Annotated in this window: 10 protein-coding genes and 1 pseudogene; 4 read left to right on the top strand and 7 right to left on the bottom strand. The window is 63.4% G+C overall.

Annotated features, from left to right (window positions below; translation table 11 throughout):
* Positions 1 to 17: 17 nt before the first annotated feature.
* Both N181_RS00905 and N181_RS00900 read left to right on the top strand, forming a co-directional pair.
* A complete protein-coding gene (locus tag N181_RS00905) occupies positions 18 to 1,637 on the top strand; it encodes an LTA synthase family protein (RefSeq protein WP_037391975.1) in 1,620 nt (539 codons plus the stop codon).
* Positions 1,638 to 1,664: 27 nt separating this feature from the next.
* Positions 1,665 to 2,995 (top strand): annotated as a pseudogene (locus N181_RS00900) (capsule biosynthesis protein).
* On the opposite strand, the gene N181_RS00895 reads toward N181_RS00900, so the two are convergent.
* The 7 genes from N181_RS00895 to N181_RS00865 all read right to left on the bottom strand — a co-directional run bounded on the left by N181_RS00895 (position 2,965) and on the right by N181_RS00865 (position 11,732).
* A complete protein-coding gene (locus N181_RS00895; protein ID WP_369986361.1) occupies positions 2,965 to 3,978 on the bottom strand; it encodes a KpsF/GutQ family sugar-phosphate isomerase in 1,014 nt (337 codons plus the stop codon). The pseudogene N181_RS00900 and the gene N181_RS00895 overlap by 31 nt on opposite strands.
* Positions 3,979 to 4,283: 305 nt before the next feature.
* Positions 4,284 to 4,490, bottom strand: a complete 207-nt coding sequence (locus N181_RS00890) for a hypothetical protein (RefSeq protein ID WP_014327249.1) — start codon at positions 4,488 to 4,490, stop codon at positions 4,284 to 4,286.
* A 502-nt stretch (positions 4,491 to 4,992) separates the two neighbouring features.
* Positions 4,993 to 7,527, bottom strand: a complete 2,535-nt coding sequence (secD, locus tag N181_RS00885; RefSeq protein WP_014327248.1) for a protein translocase subunit SecD — start codon at positions 7,525 to 7,527, stop codon at positions 4,993 to 4,995.
* Between the two features lie 102 nt (positions 7,528 to 7,629).
* The gene (locus N181_RS00880; protein WP_037391970.1) at positions 7,630 to 8,037 is read right to left on the bottom strand and encodes a hypothetical protein; all 408 of its coding nucleotides are present in this window, start codon (positions 8,035 to 8,037) and stop codon (positions 7,630 to 7,632) included.
* 158 nt (positions 8,038 to 8,195) lie between these two features.
* Positions 8,196 to 9,809 (bottom strand): 5-guanidino-2-oxopentanoate decarboxylase, encoded by a 1,614-nt coding sequence (locus tag N181_RS00875; RefSeq protein ID WP_014327246.1) that lies wholly within the window; start codon positions 9,807 to 9,809, stop codon positions 8,196 to 8,198.
* A gap of 81 nt (positions 9,810 to 9,890) precedes the next feature.
* Positions 9,891 to 11,099, bottom strand: coding sequence for a pyridoxal phosphate-dependent aminotransferase (locus N181_RS00870; protein WP_037391958.1), 1,209 nt, complete (start codon positions 11,097 to 11,099; stop codon positions 9,891 to 9,893).
* A gap of 18 nt (positions 11,100 to 11,117) precedes the next feature.
* On the bottom strand, positions 11,118 to 11,732 hold the full coding sequence (locus N181_RS00865; RefSeq protein ID WP_037391957.1) for a TetR family transcriptional regulator C-terminal domain-containing protein: 615 nt from the start codon (positions 11,730 to 11,732) through the stop codon (positions 11,118 to 11,120).
* Positions 11,733 to 12,003: 271 nt separating this feature from the next.
* On the opposite strand from N181_RS00865, the gene N181_RS00860 reads away from it, so the two are divergent.
* Together N181_RS00860 and N181_RS00855 are read left to right on the top strand one after the other, a co-directional pair.
* Positions 12,004 to 12,777 carry an ABC transporter ATP-binding protein gene (locus N181_RS00860; RefSeq protein WP_014327243.1) on the top strand — a complete coding sequence of 258 codons (774 nt, stop codon included), beginning with the start codon at positions 12,004 to 12,006 and terminating at the stop codon, positions 12,775 to 12,777.
* Positions 12,778 to 12,813: 36 nt separating this feature from the next.
* On the top strand, positions 12,814 to 13,596 hold the full coding sequence (locus tag N181_RS00855; RefSeq protein WP_037391955.1) for a transporter substrate-binding domain-containing protein: 783 nt from the start codon (positions 12,814 to 12,816) through the stop codon (positions 13,594 to 13,596).
* Positions 13,597 to 13,618 lie beyond the last annotated feature (22 nt).

Below are 13,618 nucleotides of genomic sequence, written 5' to 3'. Positions count from 1 at the left end.
CCGAGGCGGTGTCGGCGGTGAAATTGCTTAAAGGTATCGGCTTGGCGCTTCCTCCCTTCCAGTTGCACGACTATCCAGCACCTTTGACGCTCGGCTGTTATCTGCTGTCCTGCGGTGTGATCTTCTTCACCGATCGCTTCGCCTTGCCGGCCCGCGAGCGCAGAAGGAACGCGTCTCCCTATGGCCGCAATCAGGACATCATCGATATCCTTGCCAGGCTGCCGGTGATAGCGCTCGTCTTCGCCGGCTTCTTCGCGATCTCCTGGCGACCGCTCTACGCGGCTGCCGGGGTTATGAGCTTCTTCATCATCTTCACGGGCATTTCCCGTGCGAAGTTCAAGTTCATCCGCGAGCCACTGGTCTTCTCGGATATCGCCCTCGTCACCGATGTGTTCAAATACAAGTCGATCTTCTACGCGACGTCGCTGAACATCGTGTTCTGGATCGTCGCCGTCCTCTACGTCTTCGGGGTCTCGGGCCTCTACATGTATTTCGAGCCCACGGTGCTCCCGGCACGCGACCAGATGTTTTGGATTCTGGTGATGATCGGGATCGCGGCAGGGCCCTGGCTCTCGCTGTTCTACGGTCCGGTCAACCGCCCCACCGCCGCCCTCGTGCAGCGGCTGATGGGGAAGAAGGTCAACGTCAAGATGAGTACGGTGCGCTTCGGCACCTTCGGCTCGGTGGTCTTCCACTTCATCGTCTGGCTGGGGGTCAAGCGCGAGAAGATCGTCGCCGAACTCTCGGTACGCCTGCGCGCCGCCGTCCATGATCTGATCGGCCACGAAGAGGCGCCGCTGATCGTCGTGTGGCAATCGGAATCCTTCATCGACATGCGCCATTTCGGCGTGGATACGATCAAGCTGCCGGCGATCGACAGGCTGCGCCAGCAGGCGGCGCAGTGGGGCCGGCTAAGCAATGTCTTCGAAGGCGGCTACACGCTGCGCACCGAATTCGCTGTCTTGAGCGGTCTGGTGCCGGACGATATCCATGTCGATGCGAGCTATCCCTATCTTCGCGCTTCCCACTATGCCGATGTCGTCTGGCCGGGAAAGTTGAAGCGCGCCGGCTGGCGCACACATTTCATTCATCCCTATGACCGGACCTTCTTCCTGCGCCACAAGGCGATGCCGGTATTGGGCTTCGACACGCTGACGATGCTCGACGCCTTCGACCATGATCCGTCCCAAGACGGTCTCTACGTCTCCGACGCCGTGTTGACCGCCAGAGTTCTGGAAGAGACGCAGAAGCTTCCCGACGACGAAAGCGGGCTCTTCTTCGTGGCCTCGATGGCCAATCACGGCCCTTGGGAGCCCGGTCGCGTTGACGCCCTCACCAATCCGGTCGAGATCTACCTGGCGATCCTTCAGCAATCGGATGCCGCACTGAGGAAGCTGGTCGACGGACTGAACAAACTGGATCGCCCTGTATGGCTCGTCTTCTACGGTGATCATGCGCCCCTCCTCAAATCCTTCGCCGACCCTTTTCCCGACCCGCGCACGGACTATTTCATCGTCCCGCTTGCCAAGGCGCGCCAGGCAAATCACCGTCCCAGACCTTCGCAGGACGAGGACCCGTGGAACCTTCTGCGCGCCCTGCTCAAGCACGCCAATCTGCACGAGGACGCGCTGCAATAGCGGCAGCGGGTGGGGAAACTTGCAGCGATGATGGCAGGCACGACGAACCAGCAGCGGCCACGGCGGACTTTCCTGTTCCTGCAAGGCCCCTCCTCACCGATCTTCGCCAAGATCGCCACGCGGCTCGAGGCATTCGGCCATAGGTGCCTGCGGATCAATCTCAACGTCGGTGACCAGATCTTCTGGCGGCGTGGCGGTGCGCACAACTATCGCGGCACGATCGACAATTGGGCGGCTTATGTGGAGGCATTCCTCCGCCGCCATTCCGTCAGCGACCTCGTCCTTCTCGGCGAGGAACGCCCCTACCATCGGGCGGCTGTCGCTGCCGCGCGCCGGGTCGGGGCCAAGGTCTTCGTCGTCGAGATGGGCTACCTGAGGCCCGACTGGCTGACGCTCGAGCGCGGCGGCATGTCGTCCAACTCGCATTTTCCTGCCGAATCGCAGCAGATCCTGCGAGCGGCGGCGGGGCTTCCCGAACCGGACTGGCGGCGGCGGCACACGCAGACCTTCCTTGCCGAAGCGGCCTATGACCTCCTCTACAATCTGCCGAATGTCTTCCTCTGGTTTCTTTTCCCCGGTTATCGCCGCCACGCGATCTTCCATCCGCTGGCGGAATATGCCGGCTGGGTAAGGCGCCTGGCTGCAGCCAAGCGCCAGCGAAGAGCGGCAGACAGGCTGATCGGCTCGCTCACGTCGGCAAGCGAGCCCTACTTCGTCTACCCGCTGCAGCTCGAGACCGACTTCCAATTGCGGGCGCATTCTCCCTTCAACAGCCAGAAAGAGGCGATTGCGGATATCCTCGCCTCCTTCGCACGCCATGCACCGGCCACCAGCAAGCTTGCCATCAAGGTGCACCCGCTCGACAACGGCCTGATCGCCTGGCGCAGGATCATTGCCCAGCAATCGGCGGCGCTCGGGATCGGCGAGCGGGTCATCTATCTCGACGGCGGAAATCTCGATCTGCTGACGCAGAAGAGCGCCGGCATGGTGACGGTCAATTCGACCGCCGGTCTGCAGCCTTGAAGCAAGGCAAGCCCGTGAAAGTTCTCGGCAGGGCCGTTTTCGACATCGCGGGGCTGACGGACCGGCAGCCGCTCGATGCGTTCTGGGCCGCGCCGCAGTTACCGGATGCGGAGCTGAGCACGGCGATGTTCCGGCTGATGGCGGCCTCGATCCAGGTTCGCGGCAACTTCTATTCCGTCGCCGGGACCGATGCCGGAGCCGGGGCTATCGCCGAGCGGCTGCATCGCAATACGGTCAACGAACCTGGTGCCTTCATCGACCCGCCGCCGCGGCGGAAACCGGAGAAGAGGACGATCTTCTCCGCTCAGGCAACGCCGGCGCGCAACAAGTCGTGAATATGCAGGATGCCTTCCGGCATCCCCGCCTCGTCGACGAGGAACAGCACGGTGACCTTGTGCTCCTGCATGAACTCCATGGCGGCGCTCGCCAGCACGTCTGCGTGGATCACCTTCGGGTGACACGACATGACCTCTTCGACCGGCTGGCCAAGCAGATCGCCGGCCATGTGCCGGCGCAAGTCGCCATCGGTGATGACGCCGACGAGCACACCGCTCCCGTCGACGATGCCGACGACGCCGAAACCCTTTGACGACATCTCGATGACAGCTTCGCTCATCGGCCGGCCGACGGCGAGCAGCGGCATCTGTTCCGCCACATGCGCCAGTTCGTGTACCAGTCGTAACTGCGCGCCGAGCTTGCCGCCCGGGTGGAAAGTCTTGAAATCCTCGGCGGAAAAACCGCGCCGTTCGAGAAGCGCGATGGCCAGCGCATCGCCGACGGCGAGCTGCAGCATGGCCGAGGTCGTCGGGGCCAACCCATGCGGACAGGCCTCCGGCACCTTTGGAAGCACGAGGGCGATCTCGGAATTGCGGGCCAGGATGCTGTCGCGGTTCGACGAGATCGATACGATCGGCACCTTGAAACGCTTGGCATAGGTGAGCATGTTGGCGAGCTCCGCCGTCTCCCCCGACCAGGACAACAGGATGAGCACGTCGTCGGAGGTGACCATGCCGAGGTCGCCGTGGCTCGCCTCGGTCGGATGGACGAAATAGGCGGAGGTGCCGGTGGAGGCCAAGGTCGCGGCGATCTTCCGACCGATATGCCCGCTCTTGCCGACGCCGGAAACGACGACGCGGCCATGCCCGTCGCCGACCAGTTCGACGGCCTCGACGAGGCTCCGCGCAAAACTTTCGTCCGTCGCCAAGTGCTCGGCCAGTGCCTTGATGCCGTTGGTCGCCGTCGCCAGCGTCCGGCCGATTGAGTCCAGAATGGCGCTGGGGGAATGCCCCTCACCCTTCACATGTCGCAAGCCCATCATCAATCCCGGGTTCGAAGGTCACCGCCAGCCGCCATATCCAGCCGCTGCGCGCAGAAACATAGAAGCCAGATAGGCCCTTTTTTCCCGCAAACCAAGCCTTCCAAGCCGCGTTTCGGCCAAACCAGCCAATTTTCGCAGCGTTCACCTCAGCGGATTCGATTTTCCACAGAAGTGCCTGCGGCAGAATGCTTCGGTCAGCAGGCGTCATCAAGCCAAGAAACGTGCCGGGCCGCACCGCGCACTGCACGCAAGCAGTGGCTTATTTTCGCTATCGGGATCCTGGCGGCCGCGGACGGTGCAGAAAATCACGCCGCCGCGCCAACCTCGTGCCTGGGCGCGCCCCGGTCGGCAAGCAGGTGCCGTATGGCCGCGCGGGCTTCATCGGCGGAGCCGAAACGCTGCGCGTCGAGATCCCAGACATGATACTTGACGGCCAGAAACTTCAACCGGTCCTGATCCGGGACGACGACGCCGACGGCTTCTCCGCCATATTCGATAACTTGCTTGCTCATGCGAATAACGCTCCTCCACGCCTGAGGCGCGGATCCTTCAATTCTCGGCAAAAGGTAAATTCGGTAAGTTCAGACGGTCACATTCGGCAAAGTTTGCGAATGCGACCTTTCACCGTTGCACGACAAAGGGAACGAGAGCCGCAGAAAGCGGCGGTCGAGACGATACGGGACATGTCACTCTCCTTCGGCTGAGCGCGGCACATAGCGCCGCGGCGGTTCATGAACAATGCGAAGCGGAGTCGTTCCGCGTCACGATTTGCAAACTAGAATAATCTACCAATTTAGTCAATTACAAAAACGAGAATACGAAAAATAATTCTCCTCGCCTTGTCACCTTACCGCGTAGACAACTCCGTTCTTCCCCTGCAGGGCACTCCCTATCTAGGTAACGCCGAATCGACCTGCAAGCGACGATTCGCATAAAGGCAGCACTTTCAGACGAAAAAGGGGCAGCCTTGCGAGGCTGCCCCTTGGTTAGGTCCGGCTTGCAGTTCCGTGACGCTTAGACTGCCGGCGTGCCGGGCTGCTGAGCGGCGGAACGGCCGGCCTCGCGATCCTTCCACCAACGGCTGAGGAACAGGAGGATCGGGCCGCCGATATAGATCGACGAGGTCGTCGCGACGATGACGCCGAAGATCATCGGCCAGGCGAAGCTGCGCACCGCCTCACCGCCCCAAATGGCCATCGGCACCAGCGAAAGCGCCGTCGCCATCGAGGTGAAGATGCATCGCGCGATCACCTGGTTGATGCTCATGTCGATGAGATCGGAGAACGGCATCGACTTGTACTTGCGCAGGTTCTCGCGCATGCGGTCGTAGACCACCACCTTGTCGTTCACCGAGTAGCCGATCATCGTCAGCAATGCGGCGATCGCCGTCAGGTTGAAGTCGATGCCCGTCAGCGCGAAGAAGCCAACGGTCTTGGTGATGTCGAGCAAAAGCACCGCGATCGCGCCGACAGCGAAGTGCCATTCGAAGCGGAACCAGATGTAGAGCAGGATCGCCACCATGGCGAGGCCGACGGCGAGGAAGCCCGATCGCGCAAGCTCGCCGCTGACCGTCGGACCGACAACCTCGGTCCGCTCCATGCTGGCGCCGGGGATGGCGGTCGTCACGGCATCCTTGATGCGGCTCAGCGCCGCCGTCTGCTCCTGCTCGCCGCCCGGCTGACGCTGGACGCGAACCAGCACCGACTGGCCGCCGCCGAAGTCCTGCAGCGCGACCTCGCCGAGATTGAGCTCTTCGAGGCTGTGTCGCAGCGTCGGCAGGTCGATCTTGTCCTTCGATACCGCCTCGACCTGGATACCGCCGATGAAGTCGATGCCGTAGTTGAGGCCCGGCGTGAAGAACAGGATGACCGAGCTGATCGACAGGAACGCCGAAAAGCCGATCGCCTGGAAGCGCCGCTTCATGAAGGAGAAGGTCGGCAGATGCGGGACGCGCCCGAAGAGCGACGGGATCTCCAACTTCTTCATCTTGCGGCGCACGACGACCTCGCGCATCAGCAGGCGCACGACGGTTACCGAAGTGAACATCGAGATGATGATGCCGAGCATCATTGTGACCGCGAAACCGCGGACCGGGCCGCTGCCGAGCCAGAACAAGAGCACCGTGCCGGCAAGCGTCGTGACGTTGGAATCGAGGATGGTCGCATAGGCTTTGTTGAAGCCCACATCGAGCGCCTTCATCGCACCGGCGCCCGCTTCCGTTTCTTCGCGGATACGCGCGTTGATCAGGATATTGGCATCGACCGCCATACCGATGCCGAGAATGATACCGGCGATGCCGGGCAGGGTCAGCGTCGACCCGATCAGGCCGAGAACGCCTATCGTCATGATGGTGTGGAGCACCAGGCCGACATTGGCGATCATGCCCCAGGCACCGTAAAGGACGACCATCAGCGTCACCACGAGACCGAAACCGGCAAGACCCGTGTAGAGACCCATGCGGATCGAGTCGCTGCCGAGGTTCGGTCCGACCGAGCGCTCTTCGATGATGGTAAGCGGCGCCGGCAGGGCGCCGGAGCGCAGCAGCGCCGAGAGAACCGTTGCCTCCTCGACGGTGAAGTTGCCGCTGATCTGACCGCGTCCGCCGAGAATCGGTTCGTTGATGACCGGAGCCGTCAGGACCTTGCCGTCGAGGACGATGGCAAAGGGACGGCCGACGTTTTCGCGGGTGATGTCGGCGAACTGGCGGGCACCGAGCGAGTCGAAGGCGAAATCCACCACCGGCTGGTTCGTGCGCTGGTCGAAGCCGACTTTCGCGTCTTCGAGCCGTTCGCCGGAAATAGCGATGCGGCTTTCGACCGGATATTTGTTGCCGTCATCGGCGCCCGGCAGGATATCGACGCCGCGCGGGGCAGGCTGCGTGATGTCGACGGTCTGGTCGAGCATGTGGAAGCTCATCTGCGCCGTCGAGCCGAGCAGCTCGCGAAGGCGCGTCGGATCCTGGAGGCCCGGCAGCTGCACGAGAATGCGGTCCGAGCCGATGCGCTGGATCAGCGGCTCGGCGACACCGACCTGGTCGACGCGGTTGCGGATGATTTCAAGGCTCTGCTCGACCGCCTTGGTCATGCGATCCGAAAGGCCTGCCTCCGTCATGGCGAGCGCGATAACGTCGCCGTTCGTCGCCACCTCGAGCTCAGCAGCGGAGCCGCCGAACCCGACCGTACCGACGGGTGCCGCGAGTTCCTGCAGCTTCGGCAGCACCTTTTCACGGTCGGCAGCGTCCGTGACGCTCACCGTCACGCTGTTGCCGCTGATGCGCGCCGAAGAGGCGGAGACGCGCTCGCCGCGCAGGACGCGCCGCGTGTCGTCGAGAAGCGAGTTGAGGCGAGCCTTCTGCAGCCCCGCCCCGTCGACCTCGAGCACGAGGTGCGAACCGCCGCGAAGGTCGAGGCCGAGGGTGACCGGCTTGAAAGGAAGGACGGAAGCGAATTGCTCCCGCATGGCCGGCGTCAGGACGCTCGGCACCGCCGCGAGGCATCCGAAGATAATGATCGCGACATAGGCGAGAACCGCCCATCTGGATGTACGCATGTGGAAATTCCAAAAACGCCTGAACGCGCCGTTCTGGCACTGCTCTGGCTAGGTTTCATCGAGGCCGGAGATGGACGCTCCGCTGAATTCTCAACCGCAACTCTAGACCGCGGGCGGTCCGCGGATACGCTCACTTTCGTGACGGGAGCCGATTGCGGCTTCTGCACGTGGGAAAATGAGGGGGCGAATGTCCTCATAAATCGGCAAGGTCGCCGCTTCGGCTGCGAGGACCGCGGCCGGATCGCCGCCGAGCGCCGGCTTTCCGTCGGGCCGCTCGCCGACGATGCGCAATTCGGGCAAGGCGACGGCGCGGGAGACCTGGCGGGCGGTGGGACGCTCGGGTGATCCGCCGTCGGGTGCGGAGACATTGCCTCCCTGTCCACCCACACGGCTCGAAACGCACTGCCCAACCGTGATGACCTGCATGGCGAAGGAAGCGCAAAACAGCCACAGCACGGCAAGGAGCCGGCCGGCCTGCATGTTTCTGCTGCCACCACCCAGAAGGTCCATTGAGGACGCGGTCCCTTTCTCTCGGCGCCTTGGCACCCGCAAGACGTAAGATTCAGCCCGATCCCATAACCTAATAAAAGAACATGGCGGGATTCGAGCAGGCGCCCTTAACACCATTCCGGACCGCAAAAGTCAAATGCGCGCCGGTCCGACGATCATCAGCCGCGAACGCCGGCGGTTTTCTCCTGATGGATCTCGACCAGCGACGGACCCGACCGCGAAGCGGCATCCGCCAGCGCGCGCGGCAGGTCCTGGATCTTCGCCAGCCGCTCGGCCGGGACGCCATAGGCCCCGGCGGTCATCAGGAAATCCGGCGCCGAAGGCTTCACGCCTTCCGGCGTTACCCCTGCATCGACCATGTGGGATTCGATCTCCTGATAGCCGTCATTGTTCCAGACAAGGAAGATCACCCTCGCTCCGGCGTCGACCGCGGAGCCGATCTCGGCCAGCGAAAACTGGAAGCCGCCGTCGCCGACAAGGCAGACGACCGGCCTCGCCCGGTCGGCAACCGCCGCGCCCACTGCCGCCGGAGGGGCATAGCCGAGCGACCCGTAGCCGGTGGCGGAGTTGAACCAGGCGCGCTGCCGCGGCGCATCGCAATAAAGGTTGCCGGCATAGATGGCCTGGGTCGAATCGCCGACGATCGTGCAGTCCGGTAGCGCCTTGTAGATCAGGTCGATGATACCGACTTCGGCGCGCATCTTCGGCGTCAATTCCTTCAGTGCCGCCTTTCGCGTCGCATCCGCCCGCGATGCGCCGTCCCTGGCCGCCGTATGGCCGGGCAGGAAGCCCAGAATGCCCGCCGTCGCGGCCCTTGCCCCCGAAAGAACCGACAGCGCCGCCTGCGGCCCGCGCGCCAATTGGGCGGCATCGATATCGGTGCGGATCAGGTTGCGGAGCATGGGAAAGCCGCCATCGGCATAAAGGTCGTAGTCGGTCTGGCCCATCTCTGTGCCGAGCGCCAGCACGAGATCGGCATCGCGTAGCAAGGCGCGGACCACCTTGAGGCTTGGGCTCGCCGGCACGCGCAGGGGATGTCCGGCCAGCATGCCGCGGGCATTGACGGTCGTGACCACCGGCGCGCCGATCTGCTCGGCAAGCCCGAGTACCTCGGCCTCGGCGGTCAGCGCGCCGCCGCCGCAGAGAATGACGGGGCGCGAGGCTTCGGCGCAGAGGATCGCCGCTCTCTGCAAGGTTTCGCTGTCTGAACGCGGCCGGGTCGCCGCCGCCGGCTTTGTCTGTCGGCTTTCGATCCGCTCGGCCATCACATCGGTCGGAATCTCGATATGCACAGGCCCGGGTCGGCCGGAAAGCAGCACCGCGAAGGCACGGTCGACGACCAGCGGCAGGTCGGCCGGATTGATCAGCGTGTGCGAATAGAGGGCCAGGGTCTTCATCATCCCCTGCTGGTCCGGCAATTCGTGCAGCAGGCCGCGGCCATGCCCCAACGAGTCGCGGCGGTTGACGCCGGATATGACCAGCATCGGGATCGAATCCTGCCGCGCCTGCGCCATTGCCGTGATCGTATTGGTAAGTCCCGGCCCGGTGATGACCAAGGCCACGCCCGGCTTGCCGCTGACGCGTGCATATCCGTCGGCCATGAATCCAGCACCCTGCTCGTGGCGTGGCGTGACGTGGCGGATCTTCGACGCCGAGAGCCCCCGGTAGAGCTCGACCGTGTGCACGCCGGGAATGCCGAACACGACTTCGACGCCATTGGCTTCGAGCAGATCGACGAGAGCTTCGCCGACGGTCTTCATTTCGGCGCTCATGCGCGGCGTTCCTTTCGGGCTCTGCATGATTCCTTAAATCGCAGCCGATTTAAGGACAAAATCATGCAGCGATTAAAAGTGCTACAGCGACCTTTGCGCGCCTGAATTGGCGCGCGGCGCTGTAGTGCAGCGTCCCGCCAGAGCGGCTATCCGGCGGCATGCCTCGTCTATATCCTGATCCGGTACGGTGAGGCTCACCCGGAGGAAGTCCTTGGCCTGTTCACCGAAGGACGAACCCGGCATCACCGCCACGCTTTCCTCTTCGAGCAGCGCCCAGGCAAAGGCTTCGCCCGAGAGACCCGTTCCGGAAACGTCGATCAAGGCGAACATGCCGGCCTCCGGCGGCAGAACCGAGACGCCCGGCGCCCGGGCCAGAGCGACGGCTATCAGGCCGGCGCGTCGCTTGTAAGCCTCGCGCATCTGCCTTGCGGTATCGATGTCATGCGTCAGAGCGTAGGCGGTCATGTCGGCTATGAATGGCTGCTGGCCGAAGAGCATCGTTTCCGAAACCGGCAGGAGACGCTCCTTGAACTCCGCCGGACCGACGGCCCATCCGCTGCGAAAGCCGGGGGCGGCATGCGACTTCGAAATGGACGAGACGACCACGGTGCGCTCGGCGAGATCCGGATTGTCGAAGGGCGACGCAAAGACCGCGTCGAAGACCAGCTCCTCATAGACCTCGTCGCAGACGATCCAGAGGTCGTGGCGGCGCGCAACGTCGCCGATTGCAGCGATCTCCGCCACCGTCAGCACGGCACCGGTCGGATTGTGCGGCGTGTTCAAGAGAAGGACGCGACAGTCGGGCGTGATCGCCCGCTCCAGGTCTTCCGCTTGCATGTGAAAGCCGTGTTCCGGCTTCAGCGGCACGAGCACGGGATGGGCGCCGGTCGAACGGATGACGCCCTCGTAGGTGGCATAGAGCGGATCGCCGACGAGCACGGCGTCGCCGGTCTCCGCCAGCCCCAGCATGACGGCGAAAAGTGCCGTCTGGGTGCCGGGGAAACAGAGAACGTTTTCCGCTGACACATCGGCGCGGCGGCGGCGGTATTTTTCCGCAAGCGCGGCGACAAGGGCCGGCTCGCCGCGGCCGTTCGAATAGCGATAGCGCCCGGCATACATGGCGCGCTGGCACTCGTCGAGAAGCGCGCGGTCGGGTGGCAAGTCAGGCTCGCCGATGGTGAGTTCGATGAGATCCGCGCCGCTTGCCTTCAACTGCCGCGCCCGAATGTGCAACGACCATTTGCCGGAACCAAGATCCGCCAGGCGCGAGGTGATCGACGCATAACGCATGGTGTTTTCTCCCGTCTCTTATTGTTCTATCGGCAGGCCGAGCAGCGCCTCGACGGACGCCATGGCAATGCTGACGAGCTCGCCGTCGCGGAAAAGATCGCCGGCAAGGCAGCCTTCCACCCACAAGCCGTCGACAAGGCCGTTGATCGCAATCGCATAGCGACGGCATTCCTCCGGACCGGCGGGCCTGCCCTTCGCCGCCAGGAAATCGCTCAGCAGGTCCTGCAGGGCGTTGCGAAAGGCGAGATAACCTTCTCGGTGGATTTCGGCGAGCACCGGATCGACGCGCACCTGGCTGATGAAGGCGGCCCAGAGCGAGACGCTGCGGCTGTCGGCCACCGGTTCGGTCAGGTTGATGGCGATGAAATCCTTGAGGCGCGTCGTCGGATCGCCTTCGACGTTCTTCGCCTTTTCGGTGAGCGAAGCGATGACGGCGCGATAGGCTTCCGCAACCATCTGGTCCTTCGAATCGAAATAGTGGCGCACGAGCCCGGCGGTGACGCCGGCGCGAACGGCGATCTGCCGGACCGTGGCGCCCTTCAGGCCGAATTCCGATATGCAATCAAGCGTCGCCTCGATCAGTTCCTGGCGGCGCTCGCCTTCCGGAGCACGGTGAAAGCTGCGGCGGTTCATGGCCGCCATCCGAAAGAAGAGCCACTCCGGTAGATCGTGATTGTCTGTGAACCGGTCGGGCTCATGACGTGCTCCACTGTAGGGACGGCGTTTGGGCGAGGTCCGCAAAAAATCAGCGGCAGAATTATTATACACTTGAATAATAGCGACACAAGTGCAACGATACCTCCGTGAAACAGCGTGACAAGCCGAAGATGCTGCACGAAAGAACGACCAGGGGAACTGTTTTCATGCCTGCAAAAGCTCTGCGCGCCAAGGGAGCCGCGTGTCGATGACGGACGCGGCCCAGGCAATTGCGGTCACTGACCTCCACAAGCGTTTCGGGCCATTGGAAGTGCTGAAGGGCGTCTCGCTGAACGCCCGGCAGGGCGACGTCATCGCCATCATCGGCGGCAGCGGCTCGGGGAAATCCACCTTTCTTCGCTGTATCAACATGCTGGAATTACCCTCGGCCGGGCGGGTTTCCGTCCACGGCGAAGAGATCCGCATGAAGCCGGACGGCAAGGGCGGGCTGATGCCTGCCGATCGCAAGCAGGTCCAGCGCATCCGCACCCAGCTCGGCATGGTCTTCCAGAGCTTCAATCTCTGGCAGCACATGACCATCCTCGAAAACGTGATCGAGGCTCCGGTCCACGTGCTTGGAAAATCCAAAGCCGAGGCGGTGGAAACGGCGGAAAAGCTGCTGCGCCGCGTCGGACTCTTTGAGAAGCGCGACGCCTATCCGGCCTTCCTCTCCGGCGGCCAGCAGCAACGCGCCGCGATCGCACGGGCTCTGGCAATCCAGCCGCTTGTCATGCTCTTCGATGAGCCCACCTCGGCGCTCGATCCGGAGCTCGTCGGCGAAGTTCTCTCGGTGATCGGCGACCTTGCGCGCGAGAAACGGACGATGATCCTCGTCACCCACGAGATGAAGTTCGCCCGTAGCGTCGCCAACCACATCGTCTTCCTGCACAACGGCCTCATCGAGGAACAGGGGCCGCCCGAGGCGATCTTCGGCGCACCAAAATCCGAAAGGCTGAAGAAGTTCATCAGTTCGATTCATTGAATTCCGCAGTGCTCAACAACCAAAAAAGGGAACAGCATGAAGAAGGCATTGAAGCTCGTGGCGCTCGCCGCCGCCCTGTCGCTTACCGGCGCCGTCGCCGCCTCGGCCGAACAGGTCAAGGTCGGCATTGCCGCCGAACCCTATCCGCCCTTCACCTCGCCGGACGCGAACGGCAACTGGGAAGGCTGGGAGGTCGAGTTCATGAAGGCGATGTGCGCCGAGGCGAAGCTTGACTGCGTCATCACCCCCGTCGCCTGGGACGGCATCATCCCGGCGCTGACCGCCAAGAAGATCGACATGATCGTCGGCTCCATGTCGATCACCGCGGAACGCCTGAAGACCATCGACTTCTCCGACAAGTACTACAACACGCCGACCGGCATCATCGGCACCAAGGGCGAGGACATCAAGCCGACGCCGGAAGGGCTCGCCGGAAAAGCGCTCGGCGTGCAGGTGTCGACCGTGCACCAGGCCTATGCGACCAAGCACTTCGCCCCGGCCGGCGTTGAGATCAAGGAATACCAGACGCAGGACGAGGCGAACCAGGATCTCGCTGCCGGACGTCTCGACGCCGTGCAGGCCGATGCGATCGCCCTCGACGCCTTCCTGAAGAGCGACCAGGGCAAGGAATGCTGCGACTACAAGGGCGAAGTCGCCCAGGACATCGACGTTCTCGGACCGGGCGTCGGCGTCGGGCTACGCAAGGGCGAGACGGAACTCAAGGACAAGATCAACGCGGCGATCAAGGCGATCCGCGCCAACGGCACCTACGACACCTTCTCGAAGAAGTACTTCGACTTCGACATCTACGGCGGCTGACCGCGGAAGGCCGGCGGTCTGA

This window comes from Sinorhizobium fredii USDA 205 (genome assembly GCF_001461695.1).
GTDB classification, from domain to species: Bacteria; Pseudomonadota; Alphaproteobacteria; order Rhizobiales; family Rhizobiaceae; genus Sinorhizobium; species Sinorhizobium fredii.
Note: the sequence above shows the minus strand (reverse complement) of the source record. Positions and strands in the feature narration are given on the sequence as shown.